Origin of the sequence: Paragemmobacter kunshanensis, from assembly GCF_011059185.1 — a bacterium.
Lineage (GTDB): Bacteria > Pseudomonadota > Alphaproteobacteria > Rhodobacterales > Rhodobacteraceae > Paragemmobacter > Paragemmobacter kunshanensis.
In genome coordinates, this window is sequence record NZ_JAALFE010000006.1 from 1 (window position 1) to 20,260 (window position 20,260).

Here is a 20,260-nt window from a genome sequence, read left to right on the forward strand (position 1 = left end):
GCCGTCAACGCCATGATTTATATGCGAAATATCACGATTACGACAGCGAAATCAGCGACTTACTTGGAGAATGTGGGATTCTACGGCTTTGTCCGCCATAGCGGGCATTTCCTGTGGGAAACGGTGCAGGGCGATTTCACCGCCGAGGTGACCATCGCGGGGAAATACCGGGCGCTTTACGATCAGGCGGGGCTGATGATGCTGCTGTCGGACCAGCACTGGATCAAGTGCGGGGTCGAGGTGAATGACGGCCAGCCGGTCTTTTCGACGGTGGTGACGAACCTGCGGTCGGACTGGGCGACGATGCCCCTGCCCGCTGATCCGGCATCGGTCCGGCTGCGGCTGAGCCGCCATGGCGATGCCGTGCGGGTGGATGTGGCCCGGCGCGGCGGCGGCTGGTGGCTTGCACGGCTGGGCTATCTGCCGGGGGGGATGCCCGCGAAGGTGGGGATCATGGCCTGTTCGCCGGAACGGGCGCGCTTTCGGGTGCGGTTCAGCGATTACCGCTGCGGCCCGCCCATCGCGCGCGATCTGCATAATGGAGAGTGAGATGGACTGCCTGACTTTCGCGCCCGAAGTGGCGGCGGCGCTGCGCGAGGGGGCGCCGGTGGTGGCGCTGGAATCGACGATCATCACCCATGGCATGCCCTGGCCGCAGAATGTGGAAACGGCGCGGGCGGTCGAGGCCGAGGTGCGCGCCCATGGCGCGGTGCCCGCGACGATGGCGGTGATGGGGGGGCGCATCCATGTGGGGCTGACCGGGGCGGAGCTTGAGGTGCTGGGTCAGGCCAAGGGTGTGGCGAAGCTGAGCCGGGCTGACCTTGCCGCCTGTGTCGCCACGGGCGGGACCGGGGCCACGACGGTGGCGGCCACGATGATCTGCGCGCGGCTGGCGGGGATTTCGGTCTTTGCCACGGGCGGGATCGGCGGCGTGCATCGCGGGGCGGAGACGAGTTTCGACATCAGCGCCGATCTGCCGGAACTGGCGCAGACGGCGGTGACGGTGGTGGCTGCCGGGGCGAAGGCCATTCTGGACCTGCCCAAGACGCTGGAATGGCTGGAAACGGCGGGGGTGCCGGTGATCGCCTATGGGCAGGAGGCCTTCCCTGCCTTCTGGTCGCGCGACAGCGGGTTGAAGGCGCCCTTGCGGATGGACAGCGCTGATCAGATCGCGGCGGCGGCGCGGATGCGGGCGGCGCTGGGGCTGCCCGGGGGACAGCTGGTGGCCAATCCGATCCCGCCTGAGGCGGAGATCGCGCGGGCAGAGATCATGCCGGTGGTGGAGCAGGCCCTGGCCGAGGCGGCGGCGCAGGGGATTGCCGCCAAGGCGGTGACGCCCTTCCTGCTGCAGCGCATCTTCGAACTGACCGGGGGGCGGTCGCTTGCGGCCAATATCGCCCTTGTTCTGAACAATGCCCGTCTTGGCGCGGCGATTGCCGGGGCCTTGGCGCGGCAGGGATGAGCCGCCGCTTGTAAGGGGCTGCGGCGGTTTCTAGATTGGCGGGGAGAGGGGACAGATCAGCATGACCGACATCCAGCCGCCGAAGCGGACCGTTCTGGGCGCCTTGCGGGCGAGTTTCCTGACCGGGCTTGTCGTCGTGCTGCCGACGGGGCTGACCTTGTGGCTGATCTGGTCGGTCGTGGGGTGGCTGGACGGGTGGATCCTGCCGCTGATCCCGGCGGCCTATCAGCCCGAAGAGATCGTGCATCGCCTGTTCGGGCCGGATGTCGCCTTTCCGCTGCGCGGCGTGGGCGTGGCGGTGTTTCTGGTCTTTACCGTGCTGATCGGCTGGATGGCGCGCGGCTTTCTGGGCCGTGCCTTCATGGGACAGGCGGAATTGCTGGTGGACCGGGTGCCGGTGGTGCGATCCGTCTATGGCGGGTTGAAGCAGATCACCGAGACGGTCTTCGCGCAGAAGGAAAAGACCTTTGACAGGACCTGTCTGGTGGAATTTCCGCGCCCGGGGGCCTGGGCGGTGGGGCTTGTCGCATCCTCGCCCAAGGGCGAGATCGCGGCAAAGCTGCCGGGCGACATGATCGCCGTCTTCGTGGCGCTGACGCCGCTGACATCGGGGGTGTTGATCTATGTGCCGCGCGAGGATGTCATCTATCTGGACATGAAGCCGGACGAGGCGGCGAAGCTGGTGGTGTCAGGCGGGCTTGTCTATCCGGCGCAGAAGGAGCCGCTGGTTTCCAAGTGAGCTAGCCGAAGAGCGCCGCCAGATCGAGGCTGGCGCGCCGGCCCAGATCGGCGCGGTGGCGCTGCAGGAAGCCGTCGCAGGCGGCGCGACCGGCGGCGCAGAGGGTGGTGATCAGGGCGGGATCGGGCGACAGCTTGGTCGAGGCGGAAAGTGCCGTCATCACCGCGTCATCGGCGATCAGATGCAGGAGCACGTCCTTCATCCGGCCCCGTTCCATGCGGCCTTCGGCGATCAGGCGCTTGACGAAATTCACCGCGCGGAGTTCGCCCAGAAGGGCTGCGTGGAAGCTGATCTCGTTCACGCGGTTCTGGATATCGAGCGGGGTTTTCGGCACCTCGTCCCGAAGCCAGGGATTGATCGAGACGATGGCGATGTCATCGGGCAGATCGGGTTCGTACAGCGGGAAGAGCGCGGGATTGCCGGAATAGCCGCCATCCCAATAGGCATCCGCGCCGATGGTGACGGCCTGAAAGACCGAAGGCAGGCAGGCCGAGGCGAGAAGCGCCTCGGGCGTGATCTCGTCGCCCTGAAAGATGCGGATGCGGCCGGTGCGCAGATTGGTGGCCCCGATGAACAGGCGCGGGCCTTCGGAATGGCAGACCTGGCTGAAATCGAGCCGGCGGACCACGGGTTCCAGTGGGTTTTCCCAGAACGGACCCCAGCCATAGGGCGACCAGAGCTGCGCGGCGATGCCCTGGGGCGAGACGGGAAAGGCGGTTTCGACGACGTCGGACATGGCGCGGGAGGCGGTCCAGAAGGGCTGCATCCAGCGCGCCATGCGAAAGTCGCCGACATTGGCCACCTGCGCCCAGAGCGCGGCGAGGCTGGTCCTGGCCCCCGCCCGCCCGCCCGCAATCATCCCGGCCTTGAGCGCGGCCCCGTTCAGCGCGCCCGCCGAAGTGCCGGAGATGGCGGCAATCTCGATTGCCTCCTCTTCCAGCAGGCGATCCAGCACGCCCCAGGTGAAGGCGCCATGGGCGCCGCCCCCTTGCAGGGCGAGGGAGAGGCGGGTGGTCATGGCTGCGCTGCCTTCTGCCAAATTTCTTGGAAGAAATTTGCAAAAATCTTCGAAGATTGTTGGGTCACAGCGCCGTCCAGCCGCCATCCACGCTGATCGTGGTGCCCGTCACCTGATCGGCGAAGGGCGAGCAGAGATAGACGACGGTGCCGCCGATCTGTTCGGTGGTGGCGAATTGGCGCGAGGGCTGGCGCAGGAGCATCACCTCGCGGATGACTGTCTCGCGGTCCATGTTGTGGACCTTCATCTGGTCGGGGATCTGCGCCTCGACCAGCGGCGTCAGGACATAGCCGGGGCAGATGGCGTTGCAGGTGATCCCCTGCCCCGCCGTTTCCAGCGCCACGGTCTTGGACAGGCCCACGACGCCATGCTTGGCGGCGATATAGGCGGATTTGAAGGGGCTCGCCGTCAGGCCATGGGCCGAGGCGATGTTGACGATGCGGCCCCAGCCTTTTGCGCGCATCCCCGGCAGGGCGGCGGCGGTGGTGTGGAAGGCGGAGGAGAGGTTGATCGCAAGGATCTGGTTCCATTTCTCGACCGGGAATTCCTCGACCGGGGCGACATGCTGGATGCCTGCATTGTTCACGAGGATGTCGCAGCCCCCGGCCTGTTCCACCAGCGCGCGGCAGGCGGTGGCATCGGACATGTCGGCGGCGATGTAGCGGGCAGAGACGCCGTGATCGGCGGCGATGCGCGCGGCCAGGGCGTGATCCTCGGGGCGGTCGGTAAAGCTGTTGATCACGATATCGGCCCCGGCCTTGGCCAGTTCTTCCGCGACGCCAAGCCCGATGCCGGAATTCGATCCGGTGATGATGGCGGTCTTGCCCTTCAGGTCCATGATGGCCCCCCTTTGCTGCATCTGCAAAGCTATGCATGCTGCGGGGGCGAATTCCACCCCTGTCAGAACCATGTCGCGGGGCTGTGATGCACAAAAAAAACGCCGGCGCGAGGCCGGCGTCTAGTTATTGAGGCAGGTTTCATACAGGCAAGAAACCTATCGAGCAGTGCCTTCTATATACGCGCCCTGTTGCCGGTATCCAAGCTAAAAGTTTGAAAAGGGCGGGAAGCAGGCTTAGGGTCGGGTTCAAGAAAAACGTCCACCCGGGGAGAGTTAGGGCAATGTGTTCAGGAATTCTTGGCGGTCTTCGCGGGGTCGCCGCGGCTCTGATGCTGGCGGGGATGCCGGCCCTGTCGGGGGCAGAGACGCATGGCATAGCTATGTATGGCCAGCCTGCCCTTCCCCCGGATTTTGTGTCCTTGCCCTATGCCAACCCGGATGCGCCGAAGGGCGGACGAATCGTTTTCGGCGAGAGCGGGGGGTTCGATTCGCTCAATCCCTTCATCATCAACGGCATCGCCCCGGCGGGATTGTCGGCGCATACGGTGGAGACATTGCTGGGCCGGTCCTATGACGAGCCCTTCACGCTTTATGGCCTGCTGGCCGAATCGGTGGTGACGGACGAGGCGCGCAGCTTCGTGGAATTCACCCTGCGCGAGGGGGCGCGATTCTCGGACGGGAGCCCGGTGACGGTGGAGGATGTGATCTGGTCCTTCGAGATACTGGGCACGCAGGGGCAGCCGCGCTATGCCGCGGCATGGGGCAAGATCGGCGGCGTGGAACAGACCGGGCCGCGCAGCGTGAAGTTCACCTTCAACACGGTTGACCGGGAATTGCCGCTGATCCTGGGGCTGCGGCCGATCCTGAAGAAGGCGCAGTGGGAGGGGAAGGATTTCACCCGCTCCACGCTGGAGGCGCCCATCGGATCGGGGCCCTATGTGGTGGCGGAATTCGAGCCGGGGCGGTTCGTCACCTATCGGAAGAACCCGGACTGGTGGGGGGCGGAGCTGCCGTTCAACCGGGGCCAGCACAATCTGGACGAGATCCGCTATGACTATTTCGGCGATGGCGGGGTGGTGTTCGAGGCCTTCAAGGCGGGCGAGATCACCAGCTGGCGCGAGACGAACCCGGTGAAATGGGACCAGCAATACGATTTCCCCGCCGTGGCGGCGGGGGATGTGGTGAAATCGGTGATCCCGCACAGCCGGCCTTCGGGGATCGAGGGCTTTGTCTTCAACACGCGCCGTCCGCTTTTCGCCGATTGGCGGGTGCGCGAGGCGCTGATTGCGGCCTTCAACTTCGAACTGGTGAACCGGACGCTGAATGCCGGGATCCCGCCGCGGATCCAGTCCTATTTCTCGAACTCGCCGCTGGGGATGGTGCCGGGGGCACCGGCCGAGGGACGGGTGGCCGAGTTGCTGGAGCCGTTCAAGGCCGAGCTTCTGCCCGGCGCGCTGGAGGGCTATGCCCTGCCGGTGGGCGACGGGACCGAGGCCAACCGCGCGGCGATCCGGCGGGCGAGCGGCCTTCTGGAAGAGGCGGGATGGACGGTCGAGGAGGGCGTTCTGAAGAATGCGGAGGGCACGCCCTTCGCCTTTGAGATCCTGATCACCAATGGGGCCGATGACATCATCAATGCCGCCACGATCTATGTGGAGGGGCTGAAGCGGCTGGGGATCGCGGCGCGGGTCGTGACGGTGGATTCGGCGCAGTACAAGGAACGGACGACGAATTACGATTTCGACATGACGCATTACATCCGGTCGCTGTCGCTGTCGCCGGGGAATGAGCAGACGCTTTACTGGGGCGCGGCCGGGGTGACGGAGCCGGGCACGCGCAACTGGATGGGCATGAATTCGCCCGCCGCCGAGGCGATGATCGCAACGATGCTTGCCGCCAAGGGCCCGGACGAGTTCATTGCCGCGGTGCAGGCGCTGGACCGGGTGCTGACGACGGGGCGGTATGTGGTGCCGATCTGGTATTCGGACGTGTCGCGGATCGCCCATCGGAAGGAGTTGAAATATCCCGAACGGTTGCCGCTTTATGGCGACTGGCCGGGCTTTCAGCCCGAGGTCTGGTGGTATGAGGACTGATGAGGAGCGAGCAATGAAGAAGGCTGTGGTTCTGCTGGCCGTGCTGGCCGCACTGGCGGGTTGTGCGACGATCGAAGGCGCGGGGCAGGACATCTCGTCCGGGGCGCGGGCGGTGGGGAACATGTTCTGACGCTGCGCCCGGCTGGCGATTTCTGACGCAGAAATCGCGGCGGAATTTGACGCAAATTCCGCGGCCCTGCGGGCCGTGCGACGGCGGGGGGCGAAATCTGCGTCAGATTTCGGCGCGTTTCCTGTGTCAGGAAACGCCTTCAGACGAGCGAGGTCACCCAGAGGATCGTCGCGTCCTCTTCCGACAGGCTGATCACGTTATGGCCCATCGAGGCATCGTAATAGGCGCTGTCGCCGCGGCGCAGGTCGACGGGTTCGTAGAATTCGGTATAGAGCCGGACGACGCCGGTCAGGACATAGAGGAATTCCTCGCCGTCATGGCGGACCCAGCCGTCGAATTCGCCCACGTCGCGGGCGCGGATGCGGGCGCGGTAGGGCAGCATCTGCTTGCGCGTGAGATGGCCCGCGAGGAGTTCATGTTCATAGGTGGCGGTCGCGTGGCCCTGCCCTTCGCCCTGTTTCGTCACCGCCATGCGGCCCGAGACCTGGGCCTTTGACGGCGGCGTGAAAAGCTGCGGGACCGAGATCGCCAACCCTTCGGCCAGTTTCTTGAGCGCCTCGTAGGTGGGCGACATCTGGCCGTTCTCGATCTTGGACAGGGTCGAGCGGGCGAGGCCGGCCTGGCTTGCCGCCTGTTCCAGCGTCCAGCCGCGCGCCTTGCGCAGGTCGCGCACCCTTTCGCCCAGGTTCAGCGGGGCGACAGGCGCATCCGGCCCGCTTTCGCGGGCGATGCGGATGAGGGTCTTGGGATCGGATCCGGCCATGGATCGCCATTACGCGAGGGCGGCCCGCCTTGCAACGGCGCTGTGGCGGGATAGAAAGGCAGGATGCTGTCCGAGATCGACCAAGGCCCCTGGCCGCCCTGCCCCACGCCGTTCAACCTGGCCCGTCATGTGCTGGAGCGATCGGCGCAGCATCATCCCGACCGGATGGCGCTGCAGATCATCAGCCCGCGGGGGGCGGAACGCTGGAGCTATGCCCGGCTGGAGGCGGCGGTGCGGGGCTGCGGGACGGGGCTTCTGGCGCGCGGTCTGCGGCCGGGGGACCGGGTGCTGATGCGGCTGGGCAATGAGGTGGCCTTTCCGATCCTGTTTCTGGGGGCCATCGCGGCGGGGCTGGTGCCGGTGCCCACATCGGCGGCGCTGACAGGGGCGGAGATCACGCGCATGGCGGCGCTGGTGGCGCCTGCGCTGATCGTGGCGGCCGAGGGCCTGGCCCTGCCCGATCCGCTGCCCTGCCCGGTGCTGGGCGTGGCCGAGATGCTGGGCTGGGAGGCCCTGCCGCCCTGCGACTGGGAGATGGGCGATCCCGACCGGCTGGCCTATGCGGTGTTCACCTCGGGCACGTCGGGGGGGGCGCAGGCGGTGGGCCATGCGCATCGCGCGATCTGGGCGCGGGGGATGATGCATCAGGGTTGGGAAGGGTTCGGCGAAGGCGACCGGGTGCTGCATGCGGGGGCCTTCAACTGGACCTATACGCTGGGCACGGGGCTGATGGATCCCTGGACGCTGGGGGCGGTGGCGCTGATCCCGGCGGCAGGGGTGGCGCCTGCGGCGCTGCCCCTGCTGATGAAGCGCTTCGATGTCACGGTCTTTGCCGCGGCGCCGGGGATCTATCGGCAGATGCTGCGCGCGGGCCTGCCCGCCCTGCCCCGGCTGCGCCATGGGCTGAGCGCGGGCGAGGCGATGCCGCCCGATCTTCGTGCGGCCTGGCAGGCGGCGACGGGCTGTGCGGTGCATGAGGCGCTGGGGATGACGGAAGTGTCGACCTATATCTCGGGCAGTCCGGCGCGGCCGCAGGCCGCGGGGACGGCGGGATGGGTGCAGGCCGGGCGTCGGGTGGCGGTGCTGGGGGAGGATGGCCAGCCCCGGCCGAGGGGCGAGGTGGGCCTGCTGGCGGTGCATCGCGGCGATCCGGGGTTGATGCTGGGCTATCTGAGCAATGCCGAAGGCACGGCGGCGCGGTATCGGGGGGATTGGTTCGTGACGGGGGATCTGGCCGAGATGACGCCCGAGGGGGCGGTGATCTATCGCGGGCGGGAGGATGACCTGATGAATGCGGGCGGGTTCCGCGTCTCACCACAGGAGGTGGAGGCGGCAATGCTGGCCTTCCCCGGGGTGCAGGATTGCGCCGTGACGGAGGTGGAGGTGAGGCCGGGTGTGCGCGTCATCGGGTGCTTCTTCGTCAGCGCCGAGCCCATCGGGCAAGCGGCGCTGGAAGCCCATGCCGCGGCGCATCTGGCCCGCTGGAAGCAGCCGCGGCTCTATCACAGGCTTGACGCCCTGCCGCGATCCGCCAACAACAAGGTGAACCGGCGCGCGCTGGCCGTCCTGCTGCCGCGCCCGGACCTGCCCGGGGAGGGCACAGCATGATCCGTCTCGACATCTTTTCCGATCCTGTCTGCCCCTGGTGCCTGATCGGCAAGACCCTGCTGGACCGCGCGCTGGAAAGCCGCCCGGATCATCCCTTTGCGATCCAGTGGCATCCCTTCCAGCTCAATCCCGGGCTGCCGAAGGGGGGTGTGGGGCATGTGGACTATCTGGCGGCGCGCTTTGGCAGCAAGGAGAAGGCCATCCAGGCCATGCTGCAGGTGGCCGAACAGGCGCGGATCGCGGGGGCGGAGATCGCCATGGAAAAGGTGACGCGCCTGCCCAATACGCTGGATGCGCATCGGCTGATCCACTGGGCGGGGATCGAGGGGCGGCAGACGCCGATGGTGGCGCGGCTGTTCCGGGCGCATTGGCGCGAGGGCGAGGATATCGGCGATGCGGCCACGCTGGCGCGGCTGGCGGGCGAGGTGGGGATGGAGGCCGCGGCGGTAGCGCGGCTTCTGGCAAGTGATGCGGATGCCGACGACATTTCCGCCCGTGACCGGGATGCCCGCGACAAGGGGGTAACGGCGGTGCCGACCTTCCTGATCGCGCAAAGCTATGTGATTGCGGGGGCGCAGCCGGTGGAGACCTGGCAGCAGGTGATCGACGAACTGGCCGAGAAACTGGCCTGACCCGGCCCGGGGCCAACGATTTTTCTGCGAAAAATCAGGCCCCGATGCGGGGCCCTGCGCGATTTGCAAAGGGGGAAGCCGGGTCGGGGGGCGGAATTTTCGCAGGAAATTCGTAGCCCCCCCTTTGCGCACAGGCCTCTGTGCGGGGCGGATGCTGGCGGCTGATACGGGGGCGTGGTAGCGCTGGCCGCATGTCAGAGCCAGCCCCTTCCCCCGTCCCGGCCCCCCGCATGGGGCAGATCGAATTCATCGCCCTGATCGCGGTGCTTTTCGCCACCATCGCCTTTTCCATCGATGCAATGCTGCCCGCCCTGCCGCAGATCGCGGCAGAGCTTTCGCCCGAGGCGCCCAATGCGGCGCAGCTGATCCTGACCTCCTTCGTTCTGGGCATGGGGATCGGCACGCTGTTTGCCGGGCCCTTGTCGGATGCCTTCGGGCGGCGGCCGGTGATCCTGGCGGGGGCCGCGCTCTACTGTCTGGCGGCGGTCGTGGCCTATGTTTCGCCCACGCTGGAGGGGGTGCTGATCGCGCGGCTGTTGCAGGGGCTGGGATCGGCCGGGCCGCGGGTCGTGTCGCTGGCGCTGGTGCGCGACCTTTACAAGGGGCGCGAGATGGCGCGGGTCGTCAGTTTCGCCATGATGATCTTCACGCTGGTGCCCGCGATTGCGCCCTTCATCGGGCAGGGGATCATCTGGGTGGCGGGATGGCGGGGGATCTTTCTGGCCTTCGTGGCCTTTTCGGCCCTGTCGATGCTGTGGTTCTTCCTGCGCCAGCCCGAGACGGTGCCGCGCGCGGCCCGGCGGCCCTTGAAGCTGGCCAGCCTGCGGGCGGCCTTCGTCGAGGTGCTGTCGCATCGGGTGGTCGTCCTGTCCATCGCGGTGCAGACGCTGGTCTTTGCCTGCCTCTTCGCCACGCTTTCGGCAACGCAGCCGATCCTTGATCAGGTCTATGGCGAGGGGGATCGCTTTCCCATCTGGTTCGCGCTGATCGCGGTGGTGGCGGGCAGCGCCAGTTTCATCAATGCGCGGCTGGTGGTGCGGCTGGGCATGCGGCGGATGATTTCCACGACGCTGGCCGCGCAGGTGGTGTTCTCGGCCCTGATGCTGGCGGCCAAGGCGGGGGGGATCTGGCCGCCTGCCCTGGCCTTTCCGGCGCATCTTCTGTGGACGACGGGGGTCTTCTTCATGACGGGGCTGACCATCGGCAACCTGAATGCGCTGGGGCTGGAGCCGGTGGGGCATGTCGCGGGGATGGCTGCCAGCGTGATGGGGGCGATCGCGACGGTGGTTTCGGTGGTTCTGGCGGCCCCGGTCGGGTTGATGTTCGACGGGACGGCCTATCCGCTGATGGCGGGGGTGGCGGTCTTTGCGGCTGCGGGATGGGGGTTGATGCGGGTGATGCCGCGGTAACGGTTGCGCCGGGCGGGGTGAACAGCGCTTTACGGTGAAGGTTGCGGATGGCGGGGTGAACCCCGCCCTACAGCGGTGGTTGCGCATGGCGGGGTGAACCCCGCCCTACAGCGGCGGTTGCGGATGGCGGGGTGAACCCCGCCCTACCCTTTCGGGCGCACCACCTTTTCGGCCAGATCGCGGGCGATGGCGAAGGCGCCCTTGATGCGGTCGCCCTCGGTCTTCCAGTCGCGGGACAGCACGATCCTGTTGCCCTGCACCCGCGCCGCGGGATCGGCCTTGATGAAATCCACCAGCCCCGCCGGATTGGCGAACTTGTCGTTGTGGAACTGCACCGTGGCGCCCTTCGGCCCTGCGTCCAGCCGGCTGATGCCCGCGCGCTTGCACATCGACTTGATCCGCATGACCAGCATCAGGGTGTTCACCTCGCGCGGGAGCGCGCCGAACCGGTCGATCAGTTCGGCGGCGAAGCCTTCGAGTTCCACTTTCGTGGTGAGCGAGGAGAGGCGGCGGTAGAGGCCGAGGCGGATGTCGAGATCGGGGATGTAATCCTCGGGGATCAGGACGGGCACGCCGAGATTGATCTGTGGCGCCCAATGATCATCAAGGGGGGCGAGGCCCGAGAGCTCGCCCGATTTCAGCTTGGCGATCGTGTCTTCCAGCATCTGCTGGTAAAGCTCGTATCCCACTTCCTTGATATGGCCCGACTGTTCCTCGCCCAGCAAATTCCCCGCGCCGCGCAGGTCAAGGTCATGGGAGGCGAGGTTGAAGCCCGCGCCCAAGGAATCGAGGCTGCCCAGAAGGCGCAGGCGTTTGGTGGCGGCGGGGGTCAGGGGCGCGCGGGGCTTGGTCGTGAGGAAGCAATAGGCGCGCGTCTTGGCGCGGCCCACGCGGCCGCGGATCTGGTAAAGCTGGCTGAGGCCGAACATGTCGGCGCGGTGGATGATCATCGTGTTGGCGGTGGGGATGTCGAGACCGGATTCCACGATGGTTGTGGAGAGCAACACGTCATACTTGCCGTCGTAGAATTCGTTCATCCGCTCGTCGAGATCGCCTGCGGCGAGTTGGCCATGGGCGATGATATAGGTGGCCTCGGGGACGTGGGTCTTCAGGAAATCCTCGATCTCGGGCAGGTCGGAGATGCGGGGGACGACGATGAAGCTTTGCCCGCCGCGATAGCGTTCGCGCAGAAGCGCCTCGCGCAGGGTGACGGGGTCGAATTCGCTGACATAGGTGCGGATCGCGAGGCGGTCGACCGGGGGGGTGGCGATGATGGAGAGATCGCGCACGCCGGTGAGCGAGAGTTGCAGGGTGCGCGGGATGGGGGTGGCGGTCAGGGTCAGGACGTGGATTTCCGACCGCATCTCCTTGAGCCGTTCCTTGTGGGCGACGCCGAAATGCTGTTCCTCGTCGATCACCAGAAGGCCGAGCGACTTGAAGCGGATGTCCTTGGCCAGCAGCGCATGGGTGCCGACGCAGATATCCACCGTGCCATTGGCCAGCCCTTCGCGGGTGGCCTTGGCATCCTTGGCGCTGACGAAGCGCGAGAGGGGTTTGACGCTGATCGGAAAGCCGCGGAAGCGTTCGGCGAAGCTGCGGTAATGCTGGCGGGCGAGCAGCGTGGTGGGGCAGATGACGGCGACCTGCATGCCGGCGAGGGCCGCGACAAAGGCCGCGCGCATGGCTACCTCGGTCTTGCCGAAGCCCACGTCGCCGACGATGAGGCGGTCCATGGGGCGGCCGGATTCGAGATCGGCCACGACATCGGCGATGGCCGATAGCTGATCGTCGGTTTCCTGCCAGGGGAAGCGGGCGGCGAAAGCCTCCCACAGGGAATGGGGGGCCTCCAGTATCGGCGCATGGCGCAGGGCGCGTTCGGCGGCGATGCGCATGAGCCGATCGGCGATTTCGCGGATGCGTTCCTTGAGCTTGGCCTTCTTGGCCTGCCATGCCCCGCCGCCGAGACGGTCGAGCAAGCCTTCCTCATGCCCGTAGCGGGAGAGGAGTTCGATGTTTTCGACCGGCAGATAAAGCTTTGCCCCTTCGGCATATTCCAGCGCGACACAGGCGTGCGGCGCGCCAAGCGCGGTGATGGTTTCGATCCCCAGATAGCGCCCGACGCCATGTTCGACATGCACGACCAGATCGCCGGGGGAGAGGCTGTCCACCTCGCGCAGGAAGTTCTCGGCCTTGCGGCGGCGGCGCGGTTTGCCGACCAGACGGTCGCCCAGCACGTCCTGTTCGGAGATGACGGCAAGGCCGGGGGCGGTGAACCCGGCCTCAAGCGCCCAGACGAGGAGGAACAATCCGCCTTTGCCTTCCGGCACTTCGCGTATGTCCTTGATGCGCTTGGCGCCGCTGACGCCCTGATCGGACAGAAGCCCCTCAAGCCTTTCTCGCGCGCCATCGGACCAGGAGGCGATGATGACCTGGCGATCCTGAAGCTGTTCCTTCAGATGCGCCGCCAAGGCCCCGAAAAGGCTTATGCTTTCCTGCTGACGCTCTGGCGCGAAATTGCGCCCGAGGCGGCCGCCCGCATCCAGAACGCCCGGGCCGGGGGATTGCGGATTGGGCGAAAGCTGGATCAGGCGATGGGGGGCGGTGGCGGCCTCCCACGCCGCATCGTCGAGATAGAGGAGGCCCGGCGCGCAGGGTTTGTAGACAGAGTCCAGCCGCCCCTTGGCCGTCATCGCCTCGCGCCGGGCGTCATACTGGTCTTCGATCCCTTCCCAGCGGGCCAGGCGGGCGGGGGTGATCTGGTCGTCCAGCATCACGGTGGCGTCGGGAAGGTAGTCGAACAGCGTTTCCAGCCTGTCGTGGAAGAAGGGCAGCCAATGCTCCATCCCCTGATGCTTGCGGCCCGCGCTGACGGCTTCGTAGAGCGGGTCATCCGACCCGCCTGCTCCGAATTCCAGACGGTAATTCTGGCGGAAGCGGGTGATCGCGGCCTCGTCCAGGATCACCTCGGACATGGGTGCCAGGTCGATGGCGGTGAGTTTCTCGGTCGTGCGCTGGGTTTCGGGATCGAAGCGGCGCGCGCCATCCAGCACGTCGCCAAAGAAATCGAGCCGGATCGGCGTGCGGCTGCCCGGTGGCCAGAGGTCCACGATCCCGCCCCGGATGGCGAAATCGCCCGGTTCGGCCACGGTCGAACAGGGGGAAAAGCCCATGCGGGTGAGAAAGCCCTTGAGCCGCGCCTCATCGACCCTGTCCCCCACGCGGGCCGAGAAGGAGGCGCCGCGGATCACCTCGCGCGCAGGCAGGCGCTGGGTGGCGGCGTTCAGCGTGGTGAGCAGGACGAAGGGGCCGCGCATCCCTTCGGCCAGCGCGGCCAGCGTCGCCATGCGGCGGGCCGAGAGGTTGGGGTTGGGCGAGACGCGGTCATAGGGCAGGCAATCCCATGCGGGCAGGTCCAGCACGGTGGCCCCCGGCGCCATGACGGCCAGCGCCGCGGCCATCGCCTCGGCCCGCTTGTCATCGCGGGCGATGTGGATGACGGGCGCACCCTTCTCCAGCTCGCGGGCGAGGAGGCGGGCGTCATGGCCTTCGGGCGCGCCACCAAGGAGGATGCGGGATGCTGTCGACATGATGGGCGTGACTTAACTGCGGGGGCGGCGGCGTCAACCGGGAAAGGATCAGCCGAAGACGCCCAGCGTCAGGTTCTGATACATCCCGAACATGCCGGTGAAGAAAAGCGCGAACATGCCGACGGTCTGCACGGTGACGCGGTGGCGGCGCAGGCGGCGCAGCAGATCGGGGCCATGCAGATCGCCCTGTTCGATGGCGAGGCAGGTATTGAGCGTGAGCATGCCGACGCCAAGCATGGGCAAGAGCAGGCAGAGCACGGCCTGGGCGAATTCGATCCGGTAGTGGATCGCCAGCACCAGCAGGCCCGTCACGAGGAAGGAGAGGAAGGCGATGAGGAAGATCCCGCCGCTGCGCATCACGAAAAGCAGGCGGCGGGTATAGATATGGGCCAGCGCCTCGACATCGCGGAGCGGATCGCCCGGGTCGCGTTCGGCGCGGCGGATCATGTCATGCGGCACGCCGATGACATAGTGGCTGACGGTGGACCACATCACGGCGAGGGCAAGCCAGAACCAGAGGTTCGAGAAGGATCGCAGGTCGATCACTTCGAAAATCGTCTTGTACCAGTCCAACCCGCGCTTCCCTGTCTGCCTGTCCTGCTGCGCGCGGCCCTGCCTGGCGGGGGATCGGGGCCAAGCGGGCTTGAGGCGCGGCTCTTTCTCTGGCAGGCAAGGGGCGTGGGCGCAAGCCCCGTTGGATGATCCCTGCCCCGGAGCCTGCCGCATGCGACCGATTTCCGCGCCGACCCCCGCCACCCGCTTTCGCCGCCTGCGCCGGACGCCCGCGCTGCGCGCGCTGGCGCAGGAGACGCTGCTTTCGGTGGGCGATCTGATCTGGCCGGTCTTCGTGCGCGATGGCGCGGGGGTGCGGGAACCCATCGCCTCGATGCCGGGGGTGGAGCGGCTGTCGGTCGATCTGGTGGTGAAGGCGGCGGAAGAGGCGGCGGGCTTGGGCATTCCGGCGATCTGCCTCTTTCCCTATACCGACCCGGCGCTGAAGACCGATGCCTGCGAAGAGGCGTGGAATCCCGACAATCTGGCCAACCGTGCGATCCGGGCGATCAAGGCGGCGGTGCCGGAGATTGCGGTGATGACGGATGTGGCGCTGGACCCTTACAACGCCAATGGCCATGACGGGCTGGTGCGCGATGGGGTGATCCTGAACGACGAGACGATCGAATGCCTGGTGCGGATGGCGCTGGTGCAGGCGGAATGCGGGGCCGATATCCTTGGCCCGTCGGACATGATGGATGGGCGGATCGGCGCGATGCGCGCGGCACTTGAGGGGGCGGGCCACAAGGACGTGGCAATCCTGTCCTATGCGGCGAAATATGCCTCGGCCTTTTACGGGCCGTTCCGCGATGCGGTGGGGGCATCGGGCGCGCTGAAGGGTGACAAGAAGACCTATCAGATGAACCCCGCCAATAGCGACGAGGCGCTGCGCCTGGTGGAGCGCGACCTGCGCGAGGGGGCAGATATGGTGATGGTCAAGCCCGGGATGCCCTATCTCGACATCTGCCGCCGGGTGAAAGAGGCCTTTGGCGCCCCGACCTATGCCTATCAGGTGTCGGGCGAATATGCGATGATCGCGGGTGCGGCGGAACGCGGCTGGATCGACGGCGAGAAGGCGATGATGGAAAGCCTGATGGGGTTCAAGCGGGCGGGCTGCGACGGGATCCTCACCTATTTCGCCCCGGCGGTGGCGCGCAAGCTGCGCGCGGGCTGGAGCTGGGGCTGATCGGCGGCGCTTTGCCTTTGGCCGCGGCGGGGCATGACAGGCGGCCGGAAAGGCACTATCCTTGAGACAGGAGCGGGATCGGAAGAATCCCGCCACAGGCAAGAGAGGGCGGATTTCATGGAACGGATTTCGAGACGGGCGCTTTTGGGCGGGGCCGGGGCATCGCTGATGCTGACGGCGGCCTGCGGCAATGGCGTGGGCGGCAATGGCGCGCAGCAGATCGACGCGCGGGTGGATGCGACGCGGAACTTCCTCTTCTCGCGCTATCCCGGGACGCAGGATCTGGCGAGCCGGGCTTACGGCGTGCTTTACATGCCGCTGATCACCGAGGCCGGCTTCTTCCTTGGCGGCGCCTATGGGCGCGGCGCGCTGCGGATCCGGGATGTGACGGTGGATTACTATTCCTCGACCAAGGCAAGCTACGGGCTGCAGATCGGCGCGCAGCAATATGCCCATGCGCTGTTCTTCATGACCGAGGCGGCGCTGGGGGATTTCCGCGCCTCGACGGGCTGGGCGGCGAGTGCGGATCTGAAATATGCCACGCCTGAACAGGGGGCCAGCATCGGCAAGGAAACCACCGAGATCGACCCGGTGATCGCGCTGGTCTTCGGTCAGCAGGGGCTGATCGCAGGGGCGACGCTGGCCGGGGTGAAATACACGCGGATCATTCCGTGACGGGGGGGTGCGGGGGGGCTGTTGCCCCCCTGCCCCTTCAGCGCAGGCGGCGGATCAGGCTTGACGTGTCGTTCCGCCCGCCGCCCATCAGCTGCACATCCTTGTAGAACTGGTCCACCAGCGCGGTGACGGGCAGGCTGGCGCCGATCTCGTCCGCCGTCTTCAGGCAGATGCCCAGATCCTTGCGCATCCAGTCCACCGCGAAGCCGAAATCGAAGCTATCGGCCAGCATGGTCTTGTGGCGGTTGACCATCTGCCAGGATCCGGCGGCGCCCTGGCTGATCACCTCGACCACCGCCTCGCCGTCCAGCCCGGCCTTCTGGCCAAAGGCCAGCGCCTCGGACAGGCCCTGCATCAGGCCCGCGATGCAGATCTGGTTCATCATCTTGGCCAGTTGCCCGGCCCCGCTGTCGCCAAGGCGGCGGCAGATGCGGGCATAGGCCGCCATGACGGGTTCGGCCCGGGCATAATCCGCCTCGGCCCCGCCGCACATGATGGAAAGGACGCCATTTTCGGCCCCGGCCTGCCCGCCCGAGACGGGCGCATCGACAAAGCCGATCCCGCGCGCTGCGGCCTGGGCCGCAAGCTCCCGCGTCACCTGCGCCGAAACCGTGGTGTGATCGATGAAGAGCGTGCCGGGCGCCATGGCGGCAAAGGCCCCGCTTTCGCCGATGCAGACCTGACGCAGGTCGTCGTCATTGCCGACGCAGGCCAGCACGACATCGGCCCCCGCGGCCGCGGCGGCGGGTGTCGCGGCCTGGCTGCCGCCATGGGCGGCGACCCAGGCCGCGGCTTTGGCGGGGGTGCGGTTGTAGACCGTCACCTGATGCCCCTTGGACGCCAGATGGCGCGCCATCGGCCCGCCCATCACGCCCAAGCCGAGAAAAGCCACTTTCGCCATCTTCACCGCCCGTTGCATTGCCCTTCGATCCGCTATGGACTAGGAGACCATCCGTCAACCGACGTCAAGAACGGGCCCCCGATGTTCCTTGTCTTTCGCTGGATGCTGCGCCTGTTCACGGGGATGATCGCGCTCTGCCTGCTGGCGGGGGTGATCCTCTACTATTTCCTGTCGCGGTCGCTGCCGGATTATTCCGAGTCCTTCCAGATCGCGGGCATCTCGGCCCCGGTGGAGATCGTGCGCAACAATGACAATGTTCCGCATGTCTTTGGCCGGACGGATGCCGATGTCTTCTTCGCCCTGGGCATTGCCCATGCGCAGGACAGGCTCTGGCAGATGACGATGCTGCGCCGCACGGCGCAGGGGCGGCTGTCCGAGATGTTCGGCAGCAGGACGCTGAAGATCGACGAACTGATGCGGCGCTATGATCTTTACGGGCTCGCGCTCGACTCGGTCGCCGTGCAGGACGCAGCCACGACCGCGGCGCTGGAGGCCTATGCGCGGGGGGTGAATGCCTGGATCTCGCAGATCAACGAGGGGGCGCGGGGGCGCGGCGCGCCGGAATTCTTCTTTTTCTCGAACGAGATCGCGGCCTGGCAACCGGCGGATTCCATCGCGATCCTGAAGCTTTTGGCGCTGCAGCTTTCGGGGCAGCTGGAGAATGAGGTGCTGCGCGCGCGGCTGTCGCTGGTGCTGCCCGAGGCGCGGCTGCGCGACATCCTGCCCGATGCGCCGGGCAGCGGCATCACCGCCCTGCCCGATTATGCCAGCCTGGTGCCCGGCGTTTCGCCGGGGCTTGCGCCCCTGAAGATGGCATCGGGTGGGGGGCTGTCGCCCTTTCCGACGCGCGAGATGGCCGGGGCATCGAATGCCTGGGCGGCGGCGCCCGCGCGTTCGGCGGCGGGCGGGTCGATCCTGGCCAATGATCCGCATCTGGGCTTCACCGCGCCGACGGTGTGGTATCTGGCGCGGCTGGAACTGGCCTCGGGCGGGGTGATCGGGGGCACGGTGCCGGGGATCCCGGCGGTGCTGGTGGGCCGGTCAGAGGCCCTGGGCTGGGGGCTGACCTCCAGCTATCTGGATGATCAGGACCTGTTCATCGAAGAGGTGAACCCCGAGAATACCGAACAGTATCGCACCCCCGACGGCTGGAAGGATTTCGTCACCCGCAAGTCGATCATCACGGTGAAGGATGCGGCGCCCGTGACGATCACCCTGCGCTGGACGGAGAATGGCCCGGTGCTGCCGGGCACGCATTACGATATCGGCTCCATCACCCCGCCGGGGCATGTGGCGGCCCTGTCCTGGACGGCGCTGACGGGGGCCGACACCTCGATGTCGGCGGTGATCGGGATGATGGGCGCGGGTTCCGTGGCCGAGGCGATGGAGATCGGCAGGCTGGTCGTGGCCCCGGCGCAGAACGTGACGCTGGCCGATACGCGGGGCGTGGCGATGCAGTTGATGGGGGCGATGCCCGCGCGCGATCCGGGCCATCAGAGCAAGGGCCGGATGCCGGTGCCGGGCTGGATCGCCGAGAACCGCTGGCAGGGGATCCTGCCCTATGAGGACAATCCGCGCGAGATGAACCCGCGTTCGGGGCTTCTGGGCAATACCAACAACAAGACGGTGGACCGGCCCTTCCCGCTGCATGTCTCTTATGACTGGGGCGATACGCAGCGCATCCAGCGCTGGCTGACGCTGATGAAGGCGCGCGAGGTGCATACGCGCGAAAGCTTCATCGAGGCGCAGCTTGATACCGTCAGCTTTACCGCGCGGTCGCTGTTGCCGCTGATCGGGGCGGATCTGTGGTTCACGGGCGAGGCCGCGCCGGAAGGCACGCCCGAACGGCTGCGCCAGCGCGCGCTGGAGATCCTGGCCGCCTGGAATGGCGAGATGAGCGAGCATCTGCCAGAGCCGCTGATCTATCAGGCCTGGATCCGCGCCCTGCAGGACCGGCTGATCCGCGATGATCTGGGGCCGCTGGCCGATACCTTTACCCATGTGGAGCCGCTGCTGATCGAGCGGGTCTATCGCAATGTGGAGGGGGCCAGCATCTGGTGCGACGTGGTGCAATCGGCGGTGGTGGAAAGCTGCTCCGATCTGGCGCGGATCGCGCTGGACGAGGCGCTGCTGACGCTGTCGGAAACCTATGGACCCAATCCCGAAAGCTGGCGCTGGGGCGATGCGCATCAGGCGACGCATGATCATCCGGTGCTGGGATCGCTGCCGGTGCTGCGCTATTTCGTGAATATCCGGCAATCGACCAGCGGCGATGACCATACGCTGATGCGGGGCAAGACGCGGGGCGACGGGCCGAACCCCTTCCTGAACGTGCATGGCGCGGGCTATCGCGGGGTCTATGATTTCGCCGATCCGGATTCGTCGGTCTTCATCACCTCGACCGGGCAATCGGGCCATCCTCTCAGCCGGTTCTACGATGATCTGGGCGAGCTGTGGCGGCGGGGCGAATATGTGCCCATGTCGCTGGACCCGGAACTGGCGCGGGCGGCGGCGGTGGGCGTGACGGAGCTGACCCCGGCGGGGAACTGACCTTCCCTCCCCCTTTCGCCCTGCCCTGAACCCGAAGGCGCGCGCCGTCGGAAATGACGCGGCCTGCGACGGTGCGTCGCTTGACCTTTGCCCGGGTCGCAACATCATTGAGCAATA

At 67.0% G+C, this 20,260-nt stretch carries 17 protein-coding genes; 11 read left to right on the forward strand and 6 right to left on the reverse strand.

Annotated elements, in window-relative coordinates; all coding sequences use genetic code 11:
• The 3 genes from G5V65_RS07765 to G5V65_RS07775 all read left to right on the forward strand — a co-directional run.
• A partial coding sequence (locus tag G5V65_RS07765) for a DUF1349 domain-containing protein (RefSeq protein WP_206526718.1) occupies positions 1 to 549 on the forward strand: 549 nt, incomplete at its 5' end.
• A 1-nt stretch (position 550) separates the two neighbouring features.
• Positions 551 to 1,462, forward strand: coding sequence for a pseudouridine-5'-phosphate glycosidase (locus tag G5V65_RS07770; protein ID WP_206526719.1), 912 nt, complete (start codon positions 551 to 553; stop codon positions 1,460 to 1,462).
• A gap of 61 nt (positions 1,463 to 1,523) precedes the next feature.
• Positions 1,524 to 2,201 carry a DUF502 domain-containing protein gene (locus tag G5V65_RS07775; RefSeq protein ID WP_165048653.1) on the forward strand — a complete coding sequence of 226 codons (678 nt, stop codon included), beginning with the start codon at positions 1,524 to 1,526 and terminating at the stop codon, positions 2,199 to 2,201.
• Between the two features lies 1 nt (position 2,202).
• On the opposite strand, the gene G5V65_RS07780 is transcribed toward G5V65_RS07775, so the two are convergent.
• Both G5V65_RS07780 and G5V65_RS07785 read right to left on the reverse strand, forming a co-directional pair.
• Positions 2,203 to 3,219: a patatin-like phospholipase family protein gene (locus G5V65_RS07780; protein WP_165048655.1), complete on the reverse strand. Its 1,017-nt coding sequence runs from the start codon at positions 3,217 to 3,219 to the stop codon at positions 2,203 to 2,205.
• Between the two features lie 64 nt (positions 3,220 to 3,283).
• Positions 3,284 to 4,057 carry a 3-hydroxybutyrate dehydrogenase gene (locus G5V65_RS07785; protein ID WP_165048657.1) on the reverse strand — a complete coding sequence of 258 codons (774 nt, stop codon included), beginning with the start codon at positions 4,055 to 4,057 and terminating at the stop codon, positions 3,284 to 3,286.
• Positions 4,058 to 4,338: 281 nt separating this feature from the next.
• Between G5V65_RS07785 and G5V65_RS07790 the strand changes: the two genes are divergently transcribed.
• Together G5V65_RS07790 and G5V65_RS07795 are read left to right on the forward strand one after the other, a co-directional pair.
• The gene (locus tag G5V65_RS07790) at positions 4,339 to 6,150 is read left to right on the forward strand and encodes an extracellular solute-binding protein (RefSeq protein WP_394352233.1); all 1,812 of its coding nucleotides are present in this window, start codon (positions 4,339 to 4,341) and stop codon (positions 6,148 to 6,150) included.
• 13 nt (positions 6,151 to 6,163) lie between these two features.
• Positions 6,164 to 6,280, forward strand: coding sequence for an entericidin EcnA/B family protein (locus G5V65_RS07795; protein ID WP_165048659.1), 117 nt, complete (start codon positions 6,164 to 6,166; stop codon positions 6,278 to 6,280).
• Positions 6,281 to 6,419: 139 nt separating this feature from the next.
• Here the strand turns inward: G5V65_RS07795 and G5V65_RS07800 are convergent, their stop codons facing one another.
• The gene (locus tag G5V65_RS07800; protein WP_165048661.1) at positions 6,420 to 7,043 is read right to left on the reverse strand and encodes a helix-turn-helix domain-containing protein; all 624 of its coding nucleotides are present in this window, start codon (positions 7,041 to 7,043) and stop codon (positions 6,420 to 6,422) included.
• A 63-nt stretch (positions 7,044 to 7,106) separates the two neighbouring features.
• Here G5V65_RS07800 and G5V65_RS07805 point away from each other — a divergent pair, with 63 nt between their 5' ends.
• From G5V65_RS07805 to G5V65_RS07815, 3 genes are all read left to right on the forward strand, one after another.
• The gene (locus G5V65_RS07805) at positions 7,107 to 8,651 is read left to right on the forward strand and encodes a class I adenylate-forming enzyme family protein (RefSeq protein ID WP_165048663.1); all 1,545 of its coding nucleotides are present in this window, start codon (positions 7,107 to 7,109) and stop codon (positions 8,649 to 8,651) included.
• On the forward strand, positions 8,648 to 9,283 hold the full coding sequence (locus tag G5V65_RS07810) for a DsbA family oxidoreductase (RefSeq protein WP_165048665.1): 636 nt from the start codon (positions 8,648 to 8,650) through the stop codon (positions 9,281 to 9,283). Before G5V65_RS07805 ends, G5V65_RS07810 begins: the two co-directional genes overlap by 4 nt.
• Before the next feature lie 191 nt (positions 9,284 to 9,474).
• Complete coding sequence (locus G5V65_RS07815; protein WP_165048667.1) at positions 9,475 to 10,692, forward strand: multidrug effflux MFS transporter; 1,218 nt, start codon at positions 9,475 to 9,477, stop codon at positions 10,690 to 10,692.
• Positions 10,693 to 10,835: 143 nt separating this feature from the next.
• Here the strand turns inward: G5V65_RS07815 and mfd are convergent, their stop codons facing one another.
• Positions 10,836 to 14,279 (reverse strand): transcription-repair coupling factor, encoded by a 3,444-nt coding sequence (gene mfd / locus G5V65_RS07820; protein ID WP_165048670.1) that lies wholly within the window; start codon positions 14,277 to 14,279, stop codon positions 10,836 to 10,838.
• A gap of 48 nt (positions 14,280 to 14,327) precedes the next feature.
• Entirely contained in the window at positions 14,328 to 14,852 is a 525-nt protein-coding gene (locus G5V65_RS07825; protein ID WP_165048672.1) for a component of SufBCD complex, read from the reverse strand.
• Between the two features lie 151 nt (positions 14,853 to 15,003).
• Here G5V65_RS07825 and hemB point away from each other — a divergent pair, with 151 nt between their 5' ends.
• Positions 15,004 to 16,017, forward strand: a complete 1,014-nt coding sequence (hemB, locus tag G5V65_RS07830; RefSeq protein ID WP_165048674.1) for a porphobilinogen synthase — start codon at positions 15,004 to 15,006, stop codon at positions 16,015 to 16,017.
• A gap of 117 nt (positions 16,018 to 16,134) precedes the next feature.
• Positions 16,135 to 16,692, forward strand: coding sequence for a lipid-binding SYLF domain-containing protein (locus G5V65_RS07835; protein WP_165048676.1), 558 nt, complete (start codon positions 16,135 to 16,137; stop codon positions 16,690 to 16,692).
• A gap of 37 nt (positions 16,693 to 16,729) precedes the next feature.
• On the opposite strand, the gene G5V65_RS07840 is transcribed toward G5V65_RS07835, so the two are convergent.
• Complete coding sequence (locus G5V65_RS07840) at positions 16,730 to 17,611, reverse strand: NAD(P)-dependent oxidoreductase (protein WP_165048678.1); 882 nt, start codon at positions 17,609 to 17,611, stop codon at positions 16,730 to 16,732.
• Positions 17,612 to 17,674: 63 nt separating this feature from the next.
• On the opposite strand from G5V65_RS07840, the gene G5V65_RS07845 reads away from it, so the two are divergent.
• The gene (locus tag G5V65_RS07845) at positions 17,675 to 20,143 is read left to right on the forward strand and encodes a penicillin acylase family protein (protein WP_165048681.1); all 2,469 of its coding nucleotides are present in this window, start codon (positions 17,675 to 17,677) and stop codon (positions 20,141 to 20,143) included.
• The last annotated feature ends 117 nt before the right edge of the window (positions 20,144 to 20,260 follow it).

Bases quoted from the DNA above. Each gene is read 5' to 3' on its own strand.
- G5V65_RS07770 (WP_206526719.1), top strand. From the start codon at position 551: ATGGACTGCCTGACTTTCGCGCCCGAAGTGGCGGCGGCGCTGCGCGAG.
- G5V65_RS07775 (WP_165048653.1), top strand. From the start codon at position 1,524: ATGACCGACATCCAGCCGCCGAAGCGGACCGTTCTGGGCGCCTTGCGG.
- G5V65_RS07780 (WP_165048655.1), bottom strand. From the start codon at position 3,219: ATGACCACCCGCCTCTCCCTCGCCCTGCAAGGGGGCGGCGCCCATGGC.
- G5V65_RS07785 (WP_165048657.1), bottom strand. From the start codon at position 4,057: ATGGACCTGAAGGGCAAGACCGCCATCATCACCGGATCGAATTCCGGC.
- G5V65_RS07790 (WP_394352233.1), top strand. From the start codon at position 4,339: ATGTGTTCAGGAATTCTTGGCGGTCTTCGCGGGGTCGCCGCGGCTCTG.
- G5V65_RS07795 (WP_165048659.1), top strand. From the start codon at position 6,164: ATGAAGAAGGCTGTGGTTCTGCTGGCCGTGCTGGCCGCACTGGCGGGT.
- G5V65_RS07800 (WP_165048661.1), bottom strand. From the start codon at position 7,043: ATGGCCGGATCCGATCCCAAGACCCTCATCCGCATCGCCCGCGAAAGC.
- G5V65_RS07805 (WP_165048663.1), top strand. From the start codon at position 7,107: ATGCTGTCCGAGATCGACCAAGGCCCCTGGCCGCCCTGCCCCACGCCG.
- G5V65_RS07810 (WP_165048665.1), top strand. From the start codon at position 8,648: ATGATCCGTCTCGACATCTTTTCCGATCCTGTCTGCCCCTGGTGCCTG.
- G5V65_RS07815 (WP_165048667.1), top strand. From the start codon at position 9,475: ATGTCAGAGCCAGCCCCTTCCCCCGTCCCGGCCCCCCGCATGGGGCAG.
- mfd (WP_165048670.1), bottom strand. From the start codon at position 14,279: ATGTCGACAGCATCCCGCATCCTCCTTGGTGGCGCGCCCGAAGGCCAT.
- hemB (WP_165048674.1), top strand. From the start codon at position 15,004: ATGCGACCGATTTCCGCGCCGACCCCCGCCACCCGCTTTCGCCGCCTG.
- G5V65_RS07835 (WP_165048676.1), top strand. From the start codon at position 16,135: ATGGAACGGATTTCGAGACGGGCGCTTTTGGGCGGGGCCGGGGCATCG.
- G5V65_RS07840 (WP_165048678.1), bottom strand. From the start codon at position 17,611: ATGCAACGGGCGGTGAAGATGGCGAAAGTGGCTTTTCTCGGCTTGGGC.
- G5V65_RS07845 (WP_165048681.1), top strand. From the start codon at position 17,675: ATGTTCCTTGTCTTTCGCTGGATGCTGCGCCTGTTCACGGGGATGATC.